This is a genomic window from Nocardioides phosphati, assembly GCF_014646375.1.
In the GTDB taxonomy this organism is placed as follows: domain Bacteria; phylum Actinomycetota; class Actinomycetes; order Propionibacteriales; family Nocardioidaceae; genus Nocardioides; species Nocardioides phosphati.
This window is the reverse complement of the sequence record NZ_BMNI01000006.1, coordinates 91674-114414: the sequence shown is the minus strand read 5'-3', so window position 1 is coordinate 114414 and position 22741 is coordinate 91674. Positions and strand designations below refer to the sequence as shown.

At 71.1% G+C, this 22741-nt stretch carries 22 protein-coding genes; 9 read left to right on the top strand and 13 right to left on the bottom strand.

Going from position 1 to position 22741, the window contains the following annotated elements; genetic code table 11:
* Positions 1-9 precede the first annotated feature (9 nt).
* Both IEX47_RS12685 and IEX47_RS12680 read right to left on the bottom strand, forming a co-directional pair.
* On the bottom strand, positions 10-873 hold the full coding sequence (locus IEX47_RS12685) for an ABC transporter permease (RefSeq protein ID WP_188784369.1): 864 nt from the start codon (positions 871-873) through the stop codon (positions 10-12).
* A complete protein-coding gene (locus IEX47_RS12680) occupies positions 870-1865 on the bottom strand; it encodes an ATP-binding cassette domain-containing protein (RefSeq protein WP_188784368.1) in 996 nt (331 codons plus the stop codon). The genes IEX47_RS12685 and IEX47_RS12680 overlap by 4 nt, the downstream gene beginning before the upstream one ends.
* A 62-nt stretch (positions 1866-1927) precedes the next feature.
* Here IEX47_RS12680 and IEX47_RS12675 point away from each other — a divergent pair, with 62 nt between their 5' ends.
* The 4 genes from IEX47_RS12675 to IEX47_RS12660 all read left to right on the top strand — a co-directional run bounded on the left by IEX47_RS12675 (position 1928) and on the right by IEX47_RS12660 (position 5828).
* Positions 1928-2782, top strand: a complete 855-nt coding sequence (locus IEX47_RS12675; protein ID WP_229662846.1) for an ABC transporter ATP-binding protein — start codon at positions 1928-1930, stop codon at positions 2780-2782.
* A complete protein-coding gene (locus tag IEX47_RS12670) occupies positions 2779-3564 on the top strand; it encodes an ABC transporter permease (RefSeq protein ID WP_188784367.1) in 786 nt (261 codons plus the stop codon). The genes IEX47_RS12675 and IEX47_RS12670 overlap by 4 nt, the downstream gene beginning before the upstream one ends.
* Before the next feature lie 2 nt (positions 3565-3566).
* On the top strand, positions 3567-4430 hold the full coding sequence (locus IEX47_RS12665; RefSeq protein WP_229662845.1) for a COX15/CtaA family protein: 864 nt from the start codon (positions 3567-3569) through the stop codon (positions 4428-4430).
* Between the two features lie 87 nt (positions 4431-4517).
* Positions 4518-5828, top strand: coding sequence for an adenylate/guanylate cyclase domain-containing protein (locus tag IEX47_RS12660; RefSeq protein WP_188784366.1), 1311 nt, complete (start codon positions 4518-4520; stop codon positions 5826-5828).
* Positions 5829-5896: 68 nt separating this feature from the next.
* Here the strand turns inward: IEX47_RS12660 and IEX47_RS12655 are convergent, their stop codons facing one another.
* Positions 5897-6859 carry a heme o synthase gene (locus IEX47_RS12655; RefSeq protein ID WP_373289221.1) on the bottom strand — a complete coding sequence of 321 codons (963 nt, stop codon included), beginning with the start codon at positions 6857-6859 and terminating at the stop codon, positions 5897-5899.
* A 195-nt stretch (positions 6860-7054) separates the two neighbouring features.
* On the opposite strand from IEX47_RS12655, the gene tkt reads away from it, so the two are divergent.
* From tkt to IEX47_RS12630, 5 genes are all read left to right on the top strand, one after another.
* Positions 7055-9100, top strand: a complete 2046-nt coding sequence (gene tkt, locus IEX47_RS12650; RefSeq protein WP_229662859.1) for a transketolase — start codon at positions 7055-7057, stop codon at positions 9098-9100.
* A 50-nt stretch (positions 9101-9150) separates the two neighbouring features.
* Complete coding sequence (gene tal / locus IEX47_RS12645) at positions 9151-10251, top strand: transaldolase (protein WP_188784364.1); 1101 nt, start codon at positions 9151-9153, stop codon at positions 10249-10251.
* Positions 10248-11918, top strand: coding sequence for a glucose-6-phosphate isomerase (pgi, locus tag IEX47_RS12640; protein WP_188784363.1), 1671 nt, complete (start codon positions 10248-10250; stop codon positions 11916-11918). The genes tal and pgi overlap by 4 nt, the downstream gene beginning before the upstream one ends.
* A complete protein-coding gene (gene pgl, locus IEX47_RS12635) occupies positions 11918-12637 on the top strand; it encodes a 6-phosphogluconolactonase (RefSeq protein ID WP_188784362.1) in 720 nt (239 codons plus the stop codon). The genes pgi and pgl overlap by 1 nt, the downstream gene beginning before the upstream one ends.
* A 167-nt stretch (positions 12638-12804) precedes the next feature.
* Complete coding sequence (locus IEX47_RS12630; RefSeq protein WP_188784361.1) at positions 12805-13329, top strand: P-loop nucleotide/nucleoside kinase family protein; 525 nt, start codon at positions 12805-12807, stop codon at positions 13327-13329.
* 253 nt (positions 13330-13582) lie between these two features.
* Here IEX47_RS12630 and IEX47_RS12625 read toward each other — a convergent pair whose 3' ends face one another.
* The 10 genes from IEX47_RS12625 to uvrC form a co-directional block, all read right to left on the bottom strand.
* Complete coding sequence (locus tag IEX47_RS12625; RefSeq protein ID WP_107699812.1) at positions 13583-13942, bottom strand: RNA polymerase-binding protein RbpA; 360 nt, start codon at positions 13940-13942, stop codon at positions 13583-13585.
* 29 nt (positions 13943-13971) lie between these two features.
* On the bottom strand, positions 13972-14208 hold the full coding sequence (gene secG / locus IEX47_RS12620; protein WP_188784360.1) for a preprotein translocase subunit SecG: 237 nt from the start codon (positions 14206-14208) through the stop codon (positions 13972-13974).
* A gap of 45 nt (positions 14209-14253) precedes the next feature.
* Positions 14254-15051, bottom strand: a complete 798-nt coding sequence (tpiA, locus tag IEX47_RS12615) for a triose-phosphate isomerase (RefSeq protein WP_188784359.1) — start codon at positions 15049-15051, stop codon at positions 14254-14256.
* Between the two features lie 3 nt (positions 15052-15054).
* Positions 15055-16254, bottom strand: coding sequence for a phosphoglycerate kinase (locus IEX47_RS12610; RefSeq protein ID WP_188784358.1), 1200 nt, complete (start codon positions 16252-16254; stop codon positions 15055-15057).
* A 3-nt stretch (positions 16255-16257) separates the two neighbouring features.
* Entirely contained in the window at positions 16258-17277 is a 1020-nt protein-coding gene (gene gap, locus IEX47_RS12605) for a type I glyceraldehyde-3-phosphate dehydrogenase (protein ID WP_188784357.1), read from the bottom strand.
* Positions 17278-17418: 141 nt separating this feature from the next.
* Complete coding sequence (gene whiA, locus IEX47_RS12600; RefSeq protein WP_188784356.1) at positions 17419-18405, bottom strand: DNA-binding protein WhiA; 987 nt, start codon at positions 18403-18405, stop codon at positions 17419-17421.
* Entirely contained in the window at positions 18396-19388 is a 993-nt protein-coding gene (locus IEX47_RS12595; protein WP_188784355.1) for a gluconeogenesis factor YvcK family protein, read from the bottom strand. The genes whiA and IEX47_RS12595 overlap by 10 nt, the downstream gene beginning before the upstream one ends.
* Complete coding sequence (rapZ, locus tag IEX47_RS12590; RefSeq protein WP_188784354.1) at positions 19385-20269, bottom strand: RNase adapter RapZ; 885 nt, start codon at positions 20267-20269, stop codon at positions 19385-19387. The genes IEX47_RS12595 and rapZ overlap by 4 nt, the downstream gene beginning before the upstream one ends.
* Positions 20270-20297: 28 nt before the next feature.
* A complete protein-coding gene (locus IEX47_RS12585) occupies positions 20298-20708 on the bottom strand; it encodes a hypothetical protein (protein WP_188784353.1) in 411 nt (136 codons plus the stop codon).
* 1 nt (position 20709) lies between these two features.
* Positions 20710-22674: an excinuclease ABC subunit UvrC gene (gene uvrC, locus IEX47_RS12580; RefSeq protein ID WP_188784352.1), complete on the bottom strand. Its 1965-nt coding sequence runs from the start codon at positions 22672-22674 to the stop codon at positions 20710-20712.
* Positions 22675-22741: the final 67 nt, after the last annotated feature.

Here is a 22741-nt window from a genome sequence, read left to right as displayed (position 1 = left end):
TCCCCTAAGTCACGTCGACGTGCGCTTCCGGAACGCCCGCAGGGCCAGCGGAGCCATCACGAGGGTGATCACGACCACCCAGATCAAGGTCGCGACCTCCGGGTGGTGCAGCGGGTACGCCGCGGAGGCCGGCACGCCGTCCGGGTCGTTGCCCCACAGCTGTCGCACGGACTGCACGAGGGAGCTGATGGGGTTCCACTCGGCGATGGCACGCAGCCACGGCTCCATCTTGTCCGTCGGCGCGAACGTGTTGGCCAGGAAGGTGATCGGGAACATCGTCGCGAACATCAGCCCGTTGACCGCCTCGACCGACCGCATCGCCGAGCCGACGAGGATCCCGACCCAGATCATCGCGAAGCCCCACGCGATCAGCAGCAGGTAGCCCAGCAGCGCGTCGAGGAGGCTCCCCCGGATCCGCCAGCCCACGACCAGCCCGGTCAGCGACATCACCACGAGCCCGATGCTGGAGTGGATCAGGCTCGAGATCGAACGGCCGACGAGGACGGCAGCCGGGTTGATCGGCAGCGACCGCATCCGGTCGACGATGCCCTTGTCGAGGTCGGCGGTCAGCCCCAGGGCCACGATGAACGACGAGAAGGTGATCGTCTGCCCCATGATCCCGCCGAGCAGCCACTCGCGGTAGCCCGACGGTGAGTCGGTGGGGATCGAGGAGCCGAAGACGTAGGCGAAGAGCAGCACGAACATCACGGGCTGGATGGTGACGTCGAGCAGCATCTCGGGCATGCGCTTGATGTGGGTCAGGTTGCGGCGGGTGATCACCAGCGACTGACGGAGCAGCCCGCCGCGGTGCAGCCCGCCCTCCGGCTCCAGCGACGGCCGGGCCTCCGGGTGGCCGGTCTGGTCGAGCGTCATGCGAGGGCCTCCTCGGGCTGGCCGGTCGCGGCGGTCTCGTCCTCGGCGCGGTGGCCGGTCAGGTGGAGGAAGACGTCGTCGAGGCTCGGCCGCTTGAGGCCGAGGTCATCGAGCTCGATCGCGCTGTCGGCGAAGAGCGCGGCGATGCGGGTCATGTCGGCCAGCCCGTTGGCGGCCGCGGTGATCTGGCGTGCGGCGGGGTCGACGTGGAGCTCGGGGACCGAGGCGCGGACCAGGCGCTCGGCCTCGTCGAGGTCGGCGGCGTGGGAGACGGTGACGACGATCGACGCCTTGCCCGCGGCGTCCTTGAGCTGGAGCGGCGTGCCCTGTGCGATGACCGTGCCGCGGTCGATCACGACGATGTCGTCGGCGAGGTGGTCGGCCTCCTCGAGGTACTGCGTCGTGAGCAGCAGCGTCGTGCCCTCGCGCACCAGGTCGCGCAGCACCTCCCACAGCTCCACGCGGCTGCGCGGGTCGAGGCCGGTGGTCGGCTCGTCGAGGAAGAGCACCGGCGGGTGGGCGATCAGGCTGACCGCGAGGTCGAGCCGGCGGCGCATGCCCCCGGAGTAGCCCTTGGCGATCCGGCCCGCGGCCTCGGTGAGCGAGAAGCGCTCGAGCAGCTCGTCGCTGCGCCGCTTCACCTCCGCGCGCGGCAGGCCATAGAGCGAGCCGATCATCCGGAGGTTCTCACGCCCGGTGAGCAGCTCGTCGACGGTCGCCGCCTGCCCCGTGAGTCCGAGCCGGGCCCGCACCTCGCCCGGGTGCTGCCGCACGTCGAAGCCGGCCACCCGGGCCGTGCCAGCCGTGGGCATCGTGAGTGTCGTCATCATCCGGACCGTCGTGGTCTTGCCGGCGCCGTTGGGGCCCAGCAGGCCGAGCACGGTGCCCTGCGGCACCCCGAAGCTCACGCCGTCGACGGCCAGGTTGTCGCCGAAGCGCTTGACGAGGCCATCGGCCTCGATCGCGAGCCCCGCCCCCCGTGTCGTGGTCATGATCACGACGCTAGCGACGCCCACCGACAACGGCATCCGACTTTCGTTCCTACACTTGCGCCGTGCCCGATACCTCCGCCCCCGCCGTCGAGATCGCGGGCCTCGTCATGCGGTACGGCGACAAGGTCGCCGTCGACGGACTCTCGCTCACGGTCGAGCGTGGCTCCATCACCGCCGTCCTCGGCCCCAACGGGGCCGGCAAGACCACGACGCTCGAGACCTGCGAGGGCTTCCGCAAGCCCCAGGGCGGTCGGGTGCGCGTCCTCGGTCTCGACCCCGTCGCCCAGCGGCGCGAGCTGCTCCCCCGCATCGGCGTGATGCTCCAGAGCGGCGGTGCGTGGTCCGGCGTCCGCGCGGAGGAGATGCTGCGCCACGTCGCGAAGCTCCACGCCGACCCCCTGCCCGTCGACATGCTGGTCGAGCGCCTCGGCCTCGGCGACTGCGGCAAGACCCCCTACCGACGACTCTCCGGCGGGCAGCAGCAGCGGCTCGGCCTGGCGATGGCCGTCGTCGGCCGCCCCGAGCTGGTCTTCGTCGACGAGCCGACCGCCGGCATGGACCCCGCCGCCCGGCGTACGACGTGGGAGCTGCTGCAGGAGCTCCGCACCGACGGCGTGACGATCGTGCTCACGACGCACTACCTGGACGAGGCCGAGCGCCTCGCCGACATGGTCCACATCATCGACCGCGGCACGCTGATCGCCTCCGGCTCCCCCGAGGAGCTGACGCGTGGCTCGTCCGCAACGGTCCGGCTCGTGGTCGATCGCGAGCTCGAGCCGTCCGCCTCGGACGCCCTGCGGGCCTCCATCAGCGACTGGAGCGCCGCCCACGGAGTCGACGTCCAGTCGATCAGCTTCGGCTCGCGCACGCTCGAGGACGTCTTCCTCCACCTGACCGGACGGGAGCTGGAGTCATGAGCACGGTCACCCCGGGGACCTTCACCCCAGCACCCGGCGCCGCGCCGCTCGCGCAGCAGGTCCGCGCGCAGGCCGCCATGGAGACGAAGCTGCTGCTCCGCAACGGCGAGCAGCTGCTCATCGCCCTGGTCATCCCCGTGCTGGCGCTCGTCGGCGGAGTCGTCGGCGCCGAGCGGCTCGGCCTGACGTTCGACCACCGCGTCGTCGACGTCCTCACCCCCGGCGTGCTCGCGCTGGGCGTGCTGTCGACGTCGTTCACGTCGCTGGCCATCGCGACCGGCTTCGAGCGCCGCTACGGGCTGATCAAGCGCCTCGGTGCCTCACCGCTCCCCCGCTTCGGCCTCCTGCTCGGCAAGGTGATCGCGCTCTTCGGCGTGATGGCCCTGCAGGCCATCGTCATCTCGGCGGTCGGCTTCGCGCTCGGCTGGCGCCCCCACGGCGGCCTCGTGGGCGTGGTCGTCGCCGTGGCCGGCGCCTTCCTCGGCACGCTCGCCTTCGCCTCCCTCGGCCTCTTCATGGCCGGCACCCTGCGCGCCGAGGCAACGCTCGCTGCCGCCAACCTGATCTACCTGCTGCTGATGATGGGAGGCGGCGTCGTCCTCCCCCACAGCTCGTACGGCGGGGGCGGCGGCGTCCTGCGCCTGCTGCCGTCCGGTGCGCTCGGCGACGTCATGCGCTCCGGCCTGATCGACGGCCAGTGCGATGCGCTGGGCATGTTCGTGCTCGTGTTCTGGGCGATCGCGGGCTCCCTGCTCGCGGGCCGATTCTTCAAGTGGGAGTGACCGTGTCCGCCCTCCTCGCCTGGTGCCGCGCGCACCTCACGGCGCTCGCGATCGCCAACCTGGTCGCCAACATCGTGATCGTCGTGACCGGTGGCGCCGTGCGCCTGACCGCGTCCGGCCTCGGCTGCCCGACCTGGCCCAACTGCACCAAGGGCCGCCTCGTCTATCACGAGGACCTCGGCCTCCACGGGGCGATCGAGTTCGGCAACCGGATGCTCACCTACGTGCTCGTGGCGATCGCGGTCGCCTGCGTGGTGGCCGCGTGGCGCCGGCCCGGCGTCGTACGCCGGCTGGCGCTGGCGATCGCGATCGGGATCCCCATGCAGGGTGTCGTCGGTGGCATCACCGTCCTCACCGACCTGAACCCCTGGATCGTCGCGATCCACCTGCTGCTCTCGATGGGCATGATCGGCCTCTGCGTCTGGCTCGTCGACGAGGTGGCCGGCCCCACGCGACCCGCTGCCGGTGCGCCGACGCGCGCCCTCGCCTGGGCGGTCCTCGCCGTCGGAGCGGTCGTGCTCTGGCTCGGCACCGTCGTGACCGGCTCCGGCCCCCACGCCGGAGACGAGAAGGCGCCGCGCAACGGCCTGGACCCCGCGACCGCGTCGCACGTCCACGGCTTCGCCGTCTGGGCGCTCGTGCTGCTCACCCTGGCACTGATGGTCCTCGCGGCCCGCCGCAACGAGCGGACCCTGGCCTTCTTCGCCTCCGTGCTGCTCGGCATCGAGCTCGCCCAGGGCGTGCTCGGCTACGTCCAGTACTACACGGACCTGCCGGGGCTCCTGGTCGGCCTCCACATGCTCGGCGCAGCCCTCGTCGCCGCGGGCCTGGCCCGCGTCGTGCTCACCACGCGCGCCCGCGCCTGACGCCCCCGGCGAGAGGCGCTTCCTGAATGTCCGTTTTCGCACGACACTGAGGTGACGGCCACGCCGGCCGCAGTCAGGGGTCGTGCCATGACGATCGAGCAGTTCCAGTACGCCGCCATCGCGCTCGCCGCGGTCGCCGCCGGAATGGCGGTCATGATGTCCATCGGCATCGAGCGGACCCGTTCCAACGTGCTCGCCGGTCTCTTCGCGGGCTTGGTGGGCCTGGCCGTCGGCACCATGCCGACGTACACGGACAAGGTCGACCCGACGCACCCGCAGCTGCTGGCACGGCTGCAGGGGCTGACCGAGTCCGCCGCGGTGGCCCTGGCGGGCTGCTACATGCTGAGCCTGCTCGCGTCGTCCGAGCTCCGGGGACGCCGGGCCTCCATCGTGCGCGCCAGCGCGTGGGCGGCGGTGGCGCTGGGAGGCGTGCACGCCGCCATGTCACTCGCCTGGCCCGCGCAGCGGCTCAACGACTACGAGCTCTCCCTGGCGGAGCCGGGCGCCCTGTCCACGCCGGGCTTCTGGCTCTTCGCCGGCTTCTGGCTGGTCGCCCTCGTCCCGTACGCCGCCGGCTGGGGCGGCCTGGCGCTCGGCGGCCTCGATGCCGCCGAGGAGCGGCGGGCGTTCGCCTTCATGGTCGCCTCGATCTTCGTGATCACGGCAACGGTCGCGCCCCCGCTCGTGGCGGGCATCTGCGTCGCCTGCTGGATCACCCTCTGCGTCTACGGCCAGCTCGAGTACGCGACCGCCCGCGCACAGCGCAGCGTCTTCCTGAGCCGCTTCCTCTCGCCCCAGGTGAGCCAGCTCGTCGCGTCGCGCGGCATGGCGGAGGCGATGAAGCCGCACCAGGCCGACCTCACCGTCGTCTGCGCCGACCTGCGCGGCTTCACGGCGTACTCCGAGGGAGTGCCGTCGCAGGCCGTCGTCGACCTGCTCGCCGACTACTACGACGCGGCCGGCGCGGTCGTCGCCAGGTACGGCGGGACGATCACCAACTACGCCGGCGACGGCATCCTGATCCTCGTCGGCGCCCCGATCGCAGATCCCGACCACGCCGCGACGGGACTGCGCCTCGCGCGGGAGCTGCTCACCGCGGTCGAGCCGGTCGTCAGCCGCTGGGAGACGAGGCACCACACCCTCGGCCTGGGCGTGGGCGTGGCCAGCGGCCGCGTGACGGTGGGTGCCATCTCCGCCGAGACCCGCATGGAGTACACCGCGATCGGGATGCCGGTGAACCTCGCCGCCCGGCTCTGCTCGCACGCGCTGTCCGGCGAGGTCCTGCTCGACGTCGGCGCCGCAGCGGAGTGCGGCGACCGGGACCTGCAGCCCCGCGGCGAGCTCCAGGTCAAGGGCTTCGCCGACCTCCAGCTCGTCTACGCCGTCGGCAAGGCCTGACGAACGCCGGACCGCGGCCTGGGCTCAGCGGCGCGGGCTCAGCGGCGCGGGCTCAGCGGCGCGGGTGATCAGCGCGAGATCAGCGGATCGATCGCGACGGCGACGAAGAGCAGCGAGAGGTACAGGTTGGAGTGGTGGAAGAGCCGCATCGGCTTGATCACCGACAGCTCCTCGGTGCCCTTGGCGCGCGCCGCCATCCGGTGCGCCTCGACCAGGAAGACGACGCCGAGGACCAGCGCGGCGGACGGGTAGAACCAGCCCAGGTGGCCGATCGGCCACAGCGCCAGGGAGGTCGCGACCATCACCCAGGAGTAGAGGACGATCTGGCGGCCCACCTCGGCGGCGGGCTTCACCACCGGGAGCATCGGCACGTCGACGTTCGCGTAGTCCTCGCGGTAGCGCAGCGCGAGCGCCCAGGTGTGCGGCGGCGTCCAGAAGAAGACGACGAGGAAGAGCACGATCGGCGTCCAGGCCAGCTCACCGGTGACCGCGGTCCAGCCGATGAGGGCCGGGAAGCAGCCCGCGATGCCACCCCACACGATGTTCTGCGTGGTGCGGCGCTTGAGCAGCATCGTGTAGACGAAGACGTAGAACGCGTTGGCACCGATCGACAGCTCGGCCGAGAGCGGGTTGACGCCGAACCACAGGATCACCGTCGAGAGCACCGCGAGCACGGTCGCGAAGAACAGCGCACCGCGAGCGCCGACGATGTGGCGCGGCAGGGCCCGGCGCCGCGTGCGGCGCATCTGCTCGTCGATGTCGCGGTCGTAGACGCAGTTGTACGCCGAGGCGGAGCCGGCGCTCAGCGTGCCGCCGATGACCGTCCACACGACGAGCGCGAGATCCGGGATCCCGCGCGCCGCGAAGAACATCACCGGCACGGTCGTGAGCAGCAGCAGCTCGATGACGCGGGGCTTGGTCAGCCCGACGTACGCGCCGACCACGTCCTTCCACGTGGAGGGTCCGTCGACCGTCGTCACAGCCGGAAGGGGCTGGTCCACGCCCGGGGTGGGCTGGTCGACGTGGGTCACGGATACCTCTGGTGAGCGGGGTGGGATGCGGGTCGAGTCTAACGGCACGACCGACTAGGCTCGGACGTGATGCCCCGACCGGGCAACGTGCCGAACGTCACCCCTCAGGAGAGGACCCTCGTGAGCTCCGCTGCCACCCCGCTGGACTGGACCGATCTCGACCGGCAGGCGGTGGACACCGCACGCGTGCTCGCGATGGACGCCGTGCAGAAGGTGGGCAACGGCCACCCGGGCACGGCGATGAGCCTCGCCCCCGTGGCGTACCTGCTCTATCAGAAGGTCATGCGGCACAACCCGGCCGACCCGGCGTGGATCGGCCGCGACCGGTTCGTGCTCTCCTGCGGCCACTCCTCGCTCACGCAGTACGTCCAGCTCTACCTGGGCGGCTTCGGCCTCGAGCTCGAGGACCTCAAGGCGTTCCGCACGTGGGGCTCCAAGACCCCCGGCCACCCGGAGTACGGCCACACCGCCGGCGTCGAGACGACCACCGGCCCCCTCGGCCAGGGCATCGCGACCGCGGTCGGCATGGCGATGGCCGCGCGCCGCGAGAAGGGCCTCTTCCACCCCGACGCCGTCGACGGCCCCTCGCCGTTCGACCACGACGTCTTCGTCATCGCTTCCGACGGTGACCTGCAGGAGGGCGTCTCGTCCGAGGCCTCCTCGATCGCCGGTCACCAGCAGCTCGGCAACCTCACCGTCATCTACGACGCCAACCGCATCTCCATCGAGGGTGACACCGACGTGTCCTTCTCCGAGGACGTCGCGGCCCGCTATGCGGCGTACGGCTGGCACGTGCAGCACATCGACTGGACCAAGGGCGGCAACCACGCCGACGGCGCCGGCTACCACGAGGACGTCGAGGGGCTCTACGCCGCGATCCAGGCCGCGAAGGCCGAGACCGAGAAGCCGTCGATCATCGTCCTCAACACGATCATCGCCTGGCCCGCCCCCAACGCGCAGAACACCGAGGCCTCGCACGGCTCCGCGCTCGGCGACGCCGAGGTCGCGGCCACCAAGGAGCTCCTCGGCTTCGACCCGGAGCTGACGTTCGAGGTCCGCCCGGAGGTGCTCGAGCACACCCGCAGCCTCGTCGCCCGCGGCAAGGAGGCCGAGCAGGCCTGGATGACCGAGTACGACGCGTGGGCCGCCGCCCACCCGGCCGAGCTCGCGATCCTCGAGCGCACGAAGACCCGGGCCCTGCCCGAGGGCCTGGCCGAGGCGCTGCCGACCTTCCCCGCCGACGCCAAGGGCGTCGCCACGCGCGCCGCGTCCGGCAAGGTCATCAACGCCATCGCGCCGCTGATGCCGGAGCTGTGGGGCGGCTCGGCCGACCTCGCCGGCTCCAACAACACGACCATCGAGGGCGTGCCGTCGTTCCTGCCGGCCGCCCACGCCACGCACGACTGGAAGGCCGACCCGTACGCCGGCCGCGTGCTGCACTTCGGCATTCGCGAGCACGCGATGGGCGCCATCCAGAACGGCATCACGCTCCACGGCGGCACCCGCGTCTTCGCCGGCACGTTCCTGCAGTTCGCCGACTACATGCGCCCCGCGGTCCGCCTCGCGGCGCTGATGAAGGCCCCGACGATCTACGTGTGGACCCACGACTCCGTGGGCCTCGGCGAGGACGGCCCGACCCACCAGCCGATCGAGCACGCCGCGGCGCTGCGCGCGATCCCGCACCTCGACGTCGTCCGCCCGGCCGATGCCAACGAGACCGCCGCCGCGTGGCTGACGATCCTGCGCAACACCGACCGCCCGGCCGGCCTCCTGCTCTCGCGGCAGAACCTCCCGACGTTCCCGCGCGGCGAGGACGGCTTCAACACCACCGACAACGTCGCCAAGGGCGGCTACGTCCTCATCGACGCCGACGGCGGCGAGCCCGACGTGGTCCTGATGGGCACCGGCTCCGAGGTGCAGCTGGCCGTCGCAGCCCGCTCGCTGCTGAAGGAGAAGGGCATCAACGCCCGCGTCGTGTCGCTCCCCTGCATCGAGTGGTTCAACGCCCAGGAGCAGGCGTACCGCGACGCGGTCATCCCGCCCACGGTCAAGGCCCGCGTCTCCGTCGAGGCGGGCATCGCGCAGGGCTGGCGCGAGCTGGTCGGCGACGCCGGCCGGATCGTCTCGATCGAGACCTTCGGCGCCTCGGCCGACGCCACCCGGATGTTCACGGAGTACGGCATCACCGCCGACGCCGTCGCCGCGGCGGCGCAGGACAGCATCGCCGCCGCCAACGCCTGACAAGCCACCCGCGGGCCCTCACGCCCGCCCACAGAGGAGAAGGATCACCCATGTCCGAACGACTCGAAGCACTCGCCGCCGCCGGAGTATCCATCTGGCTCGACGACCTCTCCCGGGAGCGCCTGGAGACCGGCAACCTCGCCGACCTCGTCAAGAACTCCTCCGTCGTCGGCGTCACCACCAACCCGACGATCTTCGCCGGCGCCCTCTCCGACGGTGAGCGCTACGACGCCCAACTGCGCGAGGAGGCCGCCCGCGGCCTCGGCGCGGCCGAGGCGATCTTCGAGCTCACCACGCAGGACGTCCGCAACGCCTGCGACGTGCTCGCCCCCGTCTACGCCGCCGACCCGCACGACGGCCGCGTCTCCATCGAGGTCGAGCCCGGCCTCGCGATGGACACCGAGGCGACCATCGCCCAGGCCAAGCAGCTCTGGGCCGCGGTCGACCGCCCCAACGTGATGGTCAAGATCCCCGCGACCGAGCCGGGCCTGCCCGCGATCACCGCGGCGATCGCCGAGGGCATCAGCGTCAACGTGACCCTGATCTTCTCCCTCGAGCGCTACCGCGCCGTCATGGACGCCTACCTCACCGGCCTCGAGCAGGCCGCCGCCAAGGGCATCGACCTGTCGACCATCCACTCGGTTGCCTCCTTCTTCGTCTCCCGCGTCGACTCCGAGGTCGACAAGCGCCTCGACGCGATCGGCACCGACGAGGCCAAGGCCCTCAAGGGCAAGGCCGCACTCGCCAACGCCTGGGCCGCGTACGCCGCGTACCAGGGGGTCTTCGCCGGTGAGCGGTTCGCCGCCCTCGAGGGCGCCAACCACCAGCGGCCGCTGTGGGCCTCCACCGGCGTCAAGGACCCGGCGTACCCGGACACGCTGTACGTCTCCGAGCTCGTCGTCAGCGGTGTCGTCAACACGATGCCGGAGAAGACCATGCAGGCCTTCGCCGACCACGGCGAGGTCACGGGTGACACCGTCACCGGCCGCACCGACGAGGCCACCGAGGTCTTCGAGAAGCTCGCCGCCGTGGGCGTCGACTTCGACGACGTGCTGGTCGTGCTCGAGCGCGAGGGCGTCGAGAAGTTCGTGAAGTCGTGGGACGAGCTCGTCGAGACCGTCACCACGCAGCTGGCGGCGGTCGCGTCGTGAGCCAGTCCCCGGTCGACGCCAGCAAGACGGCGGCCTGGGCGAAGCTCCGGGCTCACGCGGACGGGTTCAAGCCCGACCTCCGCGGGTGGTTCGCCGAGGACGACAAGCGGGTCCGCCGGATGACCTTCGAGGCGGCCGACCTCCACGTCGACCTGTCGAAGGCGCTGATCACCCCGGAGATCTCGACGACGCTCCTCGAGCTCGCGGACGAGGTCGGCCTGGCCGAGCGCCGCGACGCGATGTTCTGCGGCGAGCGGATCAACGTCACCGAGAACCGCGCGGTGCTCCACACCGCCCTGCGGGCCCCGGCTGACGCCACGGTGATGGTCGACGGCAAGAACATCGTCACCGATGTCCACGCGGCGCTGCAGCACATGTACTCCTTCGCCACCGAGGTCCGCTCCGGCGAGTGGAAGGGCGTCACCGGACGCCGCGTCCGCACCGTCGTCAACATCGGCATCGGCGGCTCCGACCTCGGCCCGCTGATGGCGTACGAGGCGCTCGCGCCGTACCGCCACGGTGACCTCGAGGTCCGGTTCATCAGCAACATCGACCCGACCGACGCTGCGCTCAAGCTCGCCGACCTCGACCCGGCGACGACGCTCTTCATCGTCTCGAGCAAGACCTTCACGACCCTCGAGACGCTGACCAACGCCCGACTCTGCCGTGCCTGGCTGCTCGACAACCTGCGGGCCCGGCGCACGTTCCACGGCACGGACGAGGAGGCGGTCGCCCGTCACTTCGTCGCCGTCTCCACGGCCCTCGACAAGGTCAAGGAGTTCGGCATCGACCCCGCCAACGCCTTCGGCTTCTGGGACTGGGTGGGCGGTCGCTACTCCGTCGACTCCACGATCGGCACCTCGCTGGCGATCGCGATCGGTCACGACCGGTTCGCGGAGTTCCTCGGCGGCATGCACCTGATGGACGAGCACTTCCGCACGACGCCGATCGAGCGCAACGTCCCGGCGCTGATGGGCCTGCTCAACGTCTGGTACCGCAACTTCCTCGACGCCGGCACGCACGCCGTGCTCCCCTACGCGCAGCTGCTGCACCGCTTCCCGGCGTACCTCCAGCAGCTGACGATGGAGTCCAACGGCAAGTCGGTCCGCTGGGACGGCTCCCCCGTCAGCTCGGCGACCGGTGAGGTCTTCTGGGGCGAGCCCGGCACCAATGGCCAGCACGCCTTCTACCAGCTGCTCCACCAGGGCACCTCGATCGTGCCGGCGGACTTCATCGGCTTCGCCAACCCGGCGTACCCGCTGACCGACGGCGACACCGACGTGCACGAGCTCTTCCTGGCGAACTTCCTCGCGCAGACCCAGGCGCTCGCCTTCGGCAAGACCAAGGCGGAGGTACGCGCGGAGGGCACGCCCGAGCCGATCGTCACCGCCCGCGTCTTCCCGGGCAACCGCCCGACGACGTCGATCATGGCGCCGGCGCTCACGCCGTCGGTGCTCGGCCAGCTGATCGCGCTCTACGAGCACATCACGTTCACGCAGGGCACCATCTGGGGCATCGACAGCTTCGACCAGTGGGGCGTCGAGCTCGGCAAGCAGCTCGCCCAGCAGATCGTCCCCGCCCTCGGCGACGACGAGGAGGCGCTGGACGAGCAGGACGCCTCGACGCAGGCGCTCATCGACTACTACCACCAGCACCGGGTGCAGTGATGGGCATCGAGGTCGAGCGCTCGGCCGACGCCGCGGCGCTCGTGGCTCGGGTCGCCGCAGCACTCACCGGGCGCCTGGCCTCCGTGCAGGCCGAGGGCCGGGTGCCCCGCGTCGTCCTCGCGGGCGGCAGCATCATCGAAGAGCTGCACCGCACGCTGGCTGCCTCCCCCGGTGCCGTCGACTGGTCGCGGGTCGAGTTCTGGTGGGGCGACGAGCGGTACGTCGAGTCGTGGAGCTCCGAGCGCAACTCGCTCGCCGCCGTGCGCGACCTCCTGAAGCCCCTCGGGGCCGACGAGGAGCTCGTCCACCTCCCGCCTGCCACCGACTCGGGGCAGCCGGTCCAGGACGCCGCGGCGACCTACGCCCAGGACTTCCCGGCCGGGGACTTCGACGTGGTGCTGCTCGGCATGGGGCCCGACGGACACACCTGCTCGCTCTTCCCGGGCCGTGAGGACGACGTCCTCTCCACGCTCGACGCGGTGGCTGTCGTCGACTCCCCCAAGCCCCCGCCGCTGCGGCTCTCGATGACGCCCGCGCGCCTGTCGCGCTCGGCGTACGTCTGGCTGGTCGCATCCGGCAGCGGCAAGGCCGAGGCGGTCCGCAGCGCCCTCGCGCCAGCCGGCGGCACCGTCGACCCCGTCGAGGTGCCCGCCGCCGCTCCACGCGGCCGTGAGGCCACCGTCTGGTGGCTCGACGAGGACGCGGCCGCGCTGCTCTGAGCAGAGCGCCCGGGCGCGGGAGCTTTGGTGCACGTGCACCAGAGTCGACCTGAAGCTGTCCTGGCCGAGGTCGACTTACGGGCACGTGCACCTGTCTTGCCGACGCCAGGCGCGCGGATCGCAGCGGGAGTGCGGTGGACCATCCGCACGCGAGTAGCGTCTGGTCCGTGATCGTATGGCTGAACGGCGCTCATGGGGCCGGCAAGACGACCACCAGCACCCTCCTGCAGCAACTGATTCCAGACTCTCGCGTTTTCGACGCCGAGAAGGTGGGCGGCGCCCTGATCGACATCGCACCGGGCCTACCTGCAACCGACAACTTTCAGCACTGGCCGCCCTGGCGGCTCCTGGTCGTCGACGCCGCACGTCGCATTCTCGACTACACCGGTGGCACGTTGATCATGCCAATGACCGTCCTTGTCGAGCAGTACTGGCGTGAGATCAGCTCGGGTCTTGCCCAGTACGGGATCCCGCTCCGGCACTTTGTTCTCCATGCCGACCAGGAGACCCTCCGCATGAGAATCGCTGGTGACACCGCGCTCGGCTCCAATTCCCCATTCCGGCTTCACTACCTTGAGCCGTACGCCGAGGCAGCTAGCGCCTGGTTGCAGGATGAGGGCGAGGTCGTCGACACCACCCACCTCATCCCCATTCGGGTAGCCCAGCAGATCGCGGAGGCCGTCATGGCGTGAAGACAGCCGGACCGCCCCTCCGATGGCGAAGGATCATCGGCAAGAGCGAGCGCATGCACCGGTCACCGTCTCGCACGTGCGAGGACGTGGTCTGTCACGGACTCACACACGGTTCAACCCTTTCGCACCTGCGAAGCCATGCCTGCGTACTCCTCCGGCACAGGCGACTGCGGGGATCTTCTCCTCACGCAGAAGCGCGAAGGCCGCCCTGCTCAGCAGCAGGACGGCCTTCGGCGTACGACGGACGGGTCCGTCAGAAGATGATGTCGCCCGACTTGCGGCGCGAGCGGAGGAGCTGCAGCGCCTCCTCGAGGATGTCCTTCGCCTCGTCCTCGGAGCGGCGCTCCTTCACGTAGGCCAGGTGGGTCTTGTAGGGCTCGATCTTGAGCGCCGGCGGGGCGTTCTCGGCGTCGAGACCGGCCGGGAGGCCGCAACGGGGGCAGTCCCACGACTCCGGGGCGACCGCCTCGGCCGCGAACGTCACGACCGACCGGTGCTCCTTGGAGCAGAAGTAGGTGACACTCTGCCGCGGGGCGGCCTCGCCGCGCTCCGCCTCGCCCATCGGACCGGCACCGACCCGGCTACCCCGGATGGCGTTTCCTGCTCCAGCCAACTTCGTACTTCTCCTTCTAGAGCTTTGTCTCAGGCGCCGTAGGCGTAGAGAAGGCCCAGCGCGACGATGCACGCGGACCAGATGAGACCCAGTCCGACCGTCAGGCGGTCGAGGTTGCGCTCGGCGACCGAGGAGCCACCGAGGGTGCTCGACACTCCGCCACCGAACATGTCGGAGAGACCGCCACCCCGGCCCTTGTGCAGGAGCACGAGGACGACGAGCAGGAAGCTGGTGGCGACGAGCAGGATCGTCAGGAGCGTGGTCACGATGCGGAACTCTACTTCACGGTTGGTGGGGTTTTGCGCGGTGGCTCAGAGCACCGGCATGTCGTAGAAGCGGCAGATGCCGCCGAACTCGTCGGCCTGGAGGCTGGCGCCCCCGACGAGGGCACCGTCGACGTCGGGCTTGGCCATGATGCCGCCGATGTTGCCGGCCTTGACGGAGCCGCCGTAGAGCACGCGCACGGCGTCGGCCGAGGCGTCGCCGTGGACCTCACGGACCCGCTCGCGGATCGCGTGGCAGACCTCCTGGGCGTCCTCCGGGGTGGCGACCTCGCCCGTGCCGATGGCCCAGACGGGCTCGTAGGCGATGACCAGCGCGGCGACCTGCTCCGCGGTGAGGCCCGCGAGCGATCCGTCGACCTGCGCGAGGCAGTGCGTCACCTGCTCCCCCGCCTTGCGGACGTCCAGGCCCTCGCCGACGCAGACGATCGGGGTCATGCCGCCCTTGATCGTCGCCTTCGCCTTGGCATTGACGACCTCGTCGGTCTCGGCGTGGTACTCACGGCGCTCCGAGTGGCCGACGACGACGTAGGAGCAGCCCAGCTTGGCGAGCATGCCGGCGGAGATCTCGCCGGTGTAGGCGCCCGACTCGTGGACGGAGACGTCCTGGGCGCCGTACTTGATGCCGAGGCGGTCACCGGAGACGACCGACTGCACCGAGCGCAGGTCCGTGAACGGCGGGATCACCGCGACCTCCGCCTTGGCGAAGTCATGCTTCTTGTCGGAGAGCGTGACCGCGAGCTTCTGCACCAGGACGACGGCCTCCTGGTGGTTCAGGTTCATCTTCCAGTTGCCCGCCATCAGCGGGACGCGGGGCGCGCGCGCCATGGCTCAGCCCTCCAGCACGGTGATGCCGGGGAGGGTCTTGCCCTCGAGGTACTCCAGCGAGGCACCGCCACCAGTCGAGATGTGGCCGAACGCCGCCTCGTCGAAGCCCAGGGTGCGGACCGCGGCGGCGGAGTCGCCACCACCGACGACGGAGAGCCCGTCGGTCTTGGTCAGGGCCTCGGCGACGGCACGCGTGCCCTCGGCGAAGGCGGCCTGCTCGAAGACGCCCATCGGGCCGTTCCAGAAGACGGTCTTCGCGTCGGCCAGGGCCTCGGCGAACGCCTTGCCGGACTCCGGGCCGATGTCGAGGCCCAGCGCGTCGGCCGGGATCTGGTCGGCAGCGACGACGCGGGCCGACGCCTCGTCACCGAACGCGTCGGCAACGACGATGTCGGTGGGCAGGATGATCTCGACGCCGGTCTCCTGCGCGCGCTTGAGGTAGTCGAGGCAGACCGGGATCTGGTCCTCCTCGAGCAGCGACTTGCCGACCTCGTGGCCCTGGGCCTTCAGGAACGTGAAGACCATGCCGCCACCGATCAGCAGCTTGTCGGCCTTGCCGAGCAGGTTGTCGATCACGCCGAGCTTGTCGGAGACCTTCGAGCCGCCGAGCACGACGGCGTAGGGGCGCTCCGGCGTCTCGGTGAGGCGCTTGAGGACGTCGATCTCTGCGGCGACCAGGTTGCCCATGGCGTGCGGCAGGCGCTGCGCCACGTCGTACACCGAGGCCTGCTTGCGGTGGACCACGCCGAAGCCGTCGGAGACGAAGGCGTCGGCGAGGGCCGCGAGCTGGTCGGCGAAGGCGCCGCGCTCGGCGTCGTCCTTGCTGGTCTCGCCCGCGTTGAAGCGGACGTTCTCGAGCAGCGCGACCTGGCCGTCGGCGAGGCGCGCGACGACCGCCTGGGCGCTCGCGCCCACGGTGTCGGTCGCGAACGCCACGTCGTGCCCGAGCAGCTCGCCGAGGCGGGCCGCGACGGGAGCCAGGGAGTACTTCGCCTCGGGCTCGCCCTTCGGACGGCCCAGGTGCGCCGTCACGACGACGCGGGCACCAGCCCCCGCCAGCGCCTGGATCGTCGGCACGCTCGCCCGGATACGACCGTCATCGGTGATGGTCGAACCGTCGAGCGGGACGTTGAGATCGGAGCGGACGAGGACGCGCTTGCCGCGGACGTCCCCCAGGGCGGAGAGGGTCTGGTTGCCAGTCACGCGTCAGAGAGTAGCGCCGATGTAGGTCACCAGGTCGGCCAGGCGGTTGGAGTAGCCCCACTCGTTGTCGTACCAGCCGACGACCTTCACCTGGCGGCCGATGACCTTGGTCAGCGGCGCGTCGAAGATGCACGAGGCCGGGTCCGTGACGATGTCGCTGGAGACGAGCGGCGCCTCCGAGTAGACGAGGTACGGCGCGAGCGGGCCGTTGCTGGCCGCCTCACGGACGATCGCGTTGACCTCCTCGACGGTGGTGTCGCGCTCCGCCTCGAAGGTGAGGTCGGTGAGCGAACCGGTCGGTGTGGGCACGCGGACGGCGAAGCCGTCGAGGCGGCCATTGAGCTCCGGGAGGACCTTGCCGATCGCCTTGGCGGCACCCGTGCTGGTCGGGACCAGGTTGAGGGCGGCGGCACGGGCACGACGCAGGTCGCTGTGGATGTTGTCCTGGAGGTTCTGGTCGGCGGTGTAGGAGTGGACCGTCGTCATGAGGCCCTGCTTGATGCCGACGCCCTCGTGGAGCGCCTTCGCCATCGGGGCGAGGCAGTTGGTGGTGCAGGACGCGTTGGAGATGACGTCGTGCGCAGCCGGGTCGTAGTCGGCGTGGTTGACACCCATGACGACGGTGACGTCGTCGTTGGAGGCGGGCGCGGAGATGATGACCTTCTTCGCACCGCCGCCGGTGATGTGGGCGCGCGCCTTGGTGGCGTCGGTGAAGAAGCCGGTCGACTCGATGACCACGTCGACGTCGAAGTCGGACCAGCGCAGCGCAGCCGGGTCGCGCTCGGCGAACGCGTGGATCTCCTGGTCTCCGACGACGATCGTGTCGGCGGTGGCCTTGACGTCGACGTCGAGGCGGCCGAGGACCGTGTCGTACTGCAGGAGGTGGGCGAGGACCGCGTTGTCGCTGAGGTCGTTGACCGCGACGATGCGGATCTTCTCCCCCGAGGGATCCAGGGCGCGAACCGCCCGGAAGAAGTTGCGGCCGATCCGGCCGAATCCGTTGATGCCTACGCGAACGGTCACTGTCTCTGCTCCTTGTGGGGCCGATGCCTGTCAGGGGCGTGATGTGGTGTGGATCACGCCTGACGTCCACAGTAGCGCCAGCGTCCTACTTACGCACGAGTAGTCTCATCCTTTGGTTTTTTAAAACGCAAAAGGAGGAACTCAGGCCTCGTCGGCGAGCATCTCGGGAGTCAGCGACGCCTCGGTGTCGGGGATGCCGAGGTCCTTGGCCTGCTTGTCGGCCATCGCCAGGAGGCGACGGATCCGGCCCGCGATCGCGTCCTTGGTGAGGACCGGGTCGTGGAGCTGGCCGAGTTCCTCGAGCGAGGCCTGCTTGTGCTCGAGGCGCAGGTGGCCGGCGAGCTTGAGGTGGTCGGGCACGTCCTCGCCGAGGATCTCGAGCGCGCGCTCGACGCGGGCTCCGGCCGCCACGGCGGCACGCGCTGAACGACGGAGGTTGGCGTCGTCGAAGTTGGCCAGGCGGTTGGCGGTGGCGCGCACCTCGCGGCGCATGCGGCGCTCCTCCCAGGCCATCAGCGTCTCGTGGGCTCCGAGGCGCGTCAGGAGCTCGCCGATGGCGTCGCCGTCACGGATCACGACACGGTCGACGCCGCGGACCTCGCGGGCCTTGGCCTGGATGCCGAGGCGGCGGGCCACGCCGACGAGGGCGAGAGCGGCCTCGGGGCCGGGGCAGGTGACCTCGAGCGAGGAGGAGCGACCGGGCTCGGTCAGGGAGCCGTGGGCCAGGAAGGCACCACGCCACGCAGCGACAGCGTCGCAGGCACCGCCGGAGACGACCTGGGGCGGCAGGCCACGAACGGGCCGGCCGCGCTGGTCGAGGAGGCCGGTCTGACGGGCCAGCTGCTCACCGTCGCGCACGACGCGCAGGACGTAGCGGCTGCCACGACGGATGCCGGCGCCCTGGACGACGGCGACCTCGGCGTTGTGGCCGAACATCTCCGCGATGTCGCGGCGGAGGCGACGCGCCGCGCCGCCGGTGTCGAGCTCGGCCTCGACGACGATCCGGCCCGAGACGATGTGGATGCCGCCGGCGAAACGGAGCATCGTGGAGACCTCGGCCTTGCGGCAGCACGTCTTCGTCACCACGCTGCTGGCCAGCTCGGACTTCACCTGTGCCGTCATCGCCATGGCGCGAATGATTCCACACCGCCGAAGATCCGGGCATACGCATCCGCGAGCCTGCCCGGGTCGTGCTGCGAGGTGCTGCCAGGGGCCGCGACCTCGGCGAGGACGAGCTCCGCGCCGAGGCTCCGGACGATCCCCTCCAGGGCCTCGGGATCCGGCACGCTTCCGACGTCCGCGAGCACGGTGTGGATCCGCAGGCCCGGCGCGTGGTCGAGGAGTGCGGCGAGGTGGTCCTCGGGCGCGTAGCCGGAGGTCTCGCCCTTCTGCTCACCGAGGTTGAGGGTCACGACGACCTTCGCGTCGGTGCTGATCAGCGCCTCGCGGAGCTCCCCCACACGCAGGTGCGGGATCACCGAGGAGTACCAGCTGCCGGGACCGAGCACGACCCAGTCGGCCGCCTTGACCGCCTCGACGGCCTCGGGGCACGCGGGCGCGTCGGGTGGGTCGAGCTCGAGGCTGATGATCCGCCCAGGCGTGGTCGCCACGGCGACCTGGCCGCGGACCGTCGTGACCTCGTCGGGGTGCGCGGGGTCGTGGCCGAGCACCTCGGCGTGGATGTCCATCGGGGTGACCGCCATCGGCAGCACCCGGCCGCGGGCGTCGAGCAGCTTGCCGACCCAGTCGAGTCCGTCGACGTGCTCCCCCAGCTGCTCCCAGAGCGCCACGATCAGCAGGTTGCCGAGGCTGTGGCCACGCATCGCCCCCTCGCCGGCGAAGCGGTGCTGCAACACCCGGGCCCAGGTCTGCCCCCACTCGTCGTCGCCGCAGAGCGCCGCGAGCGCCATGCGGAGGTCGCCGGGTGGCAGGACGCCGAACTCGTCGCGCAGGCGGCCCGAGGAGCCGCCGTTGTCCGCGACCGTCACGACGGCGGTGACCTGCTCGATGACGTGGCGCAGCGCCGAGAGCGAGGCGTGCAGGCCGTGCCCGCCACCCAGCGCGACCACCGCGCCGGGGAGCAGCGAGCGGTCGGTGTGCGCGCCGGTCACTCGCGCCCCAGGTCCCGGTGGGTCGCCGTCGCGTCGAAGCCCAGCGCGCGCAGGCGGCTGGCCAGCTCCTCGGTCATCGCGACGCTGCGGTGCTTGCCGCCGGTGCAGCCGATCGCGATGGTGGCGAACCGCTTGCCCTCGCGCAGGTAGCCGTCGGCCACCGTCTGCACGACCGGGACGTACTGCGCGAGGAACTCCTGCGCGCCAGGTCGCTCCGTGACGTACGCCGCGACCGCCTCGTCGCGGCCCGTCATCGGACGCAGCTCCGGCACCCAGTGGGGGTTGGGCAGGAAGCGCATGTCGGCGACGAGGTCGGCGTCGACGGGGATGCCGTACTTGAAGCCGAAGCTCGTGCAGGTGATCTTGAGCCGCATCGCATCGGGGGCGCCGAACGCCTCCGCGACCCGCGCGGTCAGCTGGTGCACGTTGAGGTTGCTCGTGTCGACGACCAGGTCGGCGTCGCTGCGCAGGTCGGCGAGGACCTGGCGCTCACGGTGCAGCCCGTCGAGGAGGCGACCTCCGGCCTGGAGCGGGTGCGGACGCCGGGCAGCCTCCTGGCGGCGTACGAGCACGTCGTCGGTCGCCTCGAGGAAGAGCAGCGTCGTACGCCGGCCGGTGGCGCCCTGCGCGAGGTTGGCGCGGAGCGTGTCGAAGAACGAGCCCGACCGGACGTCGACGACGACGGCGATCGGCTGCTCGAAGCCCCGCGTCTCGTCGACGAGGCGCACCACGTCGCGCAACAGGGTCGGCGGCAGGTTGTCGACGACGTAGAAGCCGAGGTCCTCGAGCTCCTTCGCCGCGGTGCTGCGGCCGGCGCCCGTCATGCCCGTGACGACCACGAGCTCGCCGCGGTGCGCGGCGCCCTCCTCGGGTGGGTGCATGGTTCCTCCTCGGTCCAGGCGGGAGAGGTTACCGGTGTGCCTCGAGCGCCGCCTGCATGTCCGCGACGGTCAGGGTGCGGGCGTTGCCGTTGGCAGCGTTGAGGACCAGCGGGATGCCCTCGGCGACCAGGTGCTCGAGGAGCGCACGACCCGGCGCCGCGTGGGCGACGAGCGTGCCCTCGGGCCGGTCGCCCGCGGCCGTCGTCGCGCCGAGCCACCGGTCGAGCCGGCTCGGGTGCGTGAAGGCGAGCACCGACGGACCGTCGCCGAAGTCGCGCACCTCCGGCGAGAAGGCACCGGCGGCGTCCTCCCGGCCCGGCATGCCCAGGTGGGCCTCGAGCAGGACCGGCGCGACCTCCTCCAGCGGGGCCTCGTCGTGGAGCAGCTGCTCGAGGTCGCTCTGCGGCGGGGCCTCGGGTGCCAGCGGGTCGAAGGTCATGTCACTCCTCGGTGATCTCGCCGGTGGTCATGTTGACCGTCGGCGCGGTGGGCTTCGCCGCAGCGACGGCGGTAGCGATGGCCTCGGCGGTGCGCGGGCCGATGCCGGGAAGGACGGCGATCTCCTCGACGGTCGCGGCGCGCAGCTTCTTGAGGGAGCCGAAGTGCTTCATCAGCACCTTGCGGCGCACCTCGCCGAGGCCGGGAACGTCGTCGAGGACGCTCTCGACCATCGACTTGCTGCGCCGGTTGCGATGGTGCGTGATCGCGAAGCGGTGGGCCTCGTCGCGGATCCGCTGGAGCAGGTAGAGGCCCTCCGAGCTGCGCGCGAAGATGACCGGGTCCTCGTCGTCGGGGAGCCAGACCTCCTCGAGCCGCTTGGCCAGCCCCACCACGGGGATCTCGTCGGCGAGCCCGAGGCCGGTCAGGGCGTCGAGGGCGGCCGCGACCTGGGGCGGGCCGCCGTCGACCACGACCAGGCCCGGCGTGTAGGCGAACTTCCGCGGGCGGCCGGTCTCGGGGTCGACCAGCAGCGGTCCGGTCTCGTCGGAGCGCTCCACCGCGTCGCCGCGCTCGTCGAGCAGGCGCCGGAAGCGCCGGGTGATCACCTCGTGCATCGAGGCGACGTCGTTCTGCCCCTCGACGCCCTTGATCACGAAGCGGCGGTAGTCGGACTTGCGGGCCAGGCCGTCCTCGAAGACGACCATGCTGGCCACGACCTCGGTGCCCTGGAGGTTGGAGACGTCGTAGCACTCGATGCGCAGCGGGACCTCGGCCAGCCCGAGATGCTCCTGGATCTCGGCGAGCGCCCGGTTGCGGGTGGTCAGGTCGCTGGCGCGCTTGGTCTTGTGGAGCGCGAGCGACTGCGCGGCGTTGCGCGCGACCGTCTCCTGCAGCGTCTTCTTGTCGCCGCGCTGCGGGACGCGGATCTGCACACGGCTCCCCCGGCGTTCGCTGAGCAGGTCCTCGAGCACGGCCGACTCCGGCGGCAGGGCCGGCACCAGCACCTCCCGGGGTACGCCGTCGCCCTCCTCGCCGCCGTACAGCTGCACGAGGAAGTGCTCCACGAGCTCTGCGGTCTCGCCCTCCTCGACGCGGTCGGCCACCCAGCCGCGCTGGCCGCGGATCCGGCCGCCGCGCACGTGGAAGACCTGCACCGCGACCTCGAGTGGATCCTCGGCGAGCGCGATCACGTCGGCGTCGGTGCCGTCGCCGAGCACGACCGCCTGCTTCTCCAGCGCGGTGCGGAGCGCCCCGACATCGTCGCGCAGCCGGGCGGCGCGCTCGAACTCCATGGCCTCGCTCGCGGCGTACATCTCCCGCTCGAGGCGCTTGACGAACGCCGTAGTGTTGCCGGCCATGAAGTCGCAGAAGTCCTGCGCGATCGCGCGGTGCTCCTCCGGGGTGACCCGGCCGACGCAGGGCGCGGAGCACTTGTCGATGTAGCCCAGCAGGCACGGCCGGCCAGTCTGCGCCGCACGGTTGAAGACGCCCTTGCTGCAGCTGCGCATCGGGAAGACCCGCAGCAGGAGGTCGACGGTCTCGCGGATCGCCCACGCATGGCTGTAGGGGCCGAAGTAGCGGGTGCCCTTCTTCTTCGCGCCGCGCATCACCTGCACGCGCGGGAACTCCTCGTCGAGGGTCACCGCGAGCCACGGGTAGGACTTGTCGTCGCGGTACTTCACGTTGAACCGCGGGTCGAACTCCTTGATCCAGGAGTACTCCAGCTGCAGTGCTTCGACCTCGGTGCCGACCGTCGTCCACTCCACGCTCGCCGCGGTCGTCACCATGGTCGCGGTGCGCGGGTGGAGGCTCGGCAGCGGCTGGAAGTAGTTCTGCAGGCGGGCGCGGAGGTTCTTCGCCTTGCCGACGTAGATCACCCGCCGGTTGCTGTCGCGGAACCGGTAGACCCCCGGCTGCGTCGGGATCTCCCCCGGCTTGGGGCGATAGCTCAGCGGGTCAGGCACACGGCAACACTAGTGGCGGGGTCTGACAGCCTCGGCCGACGCCTTCCGCCGATCACGCGCGCGCAGC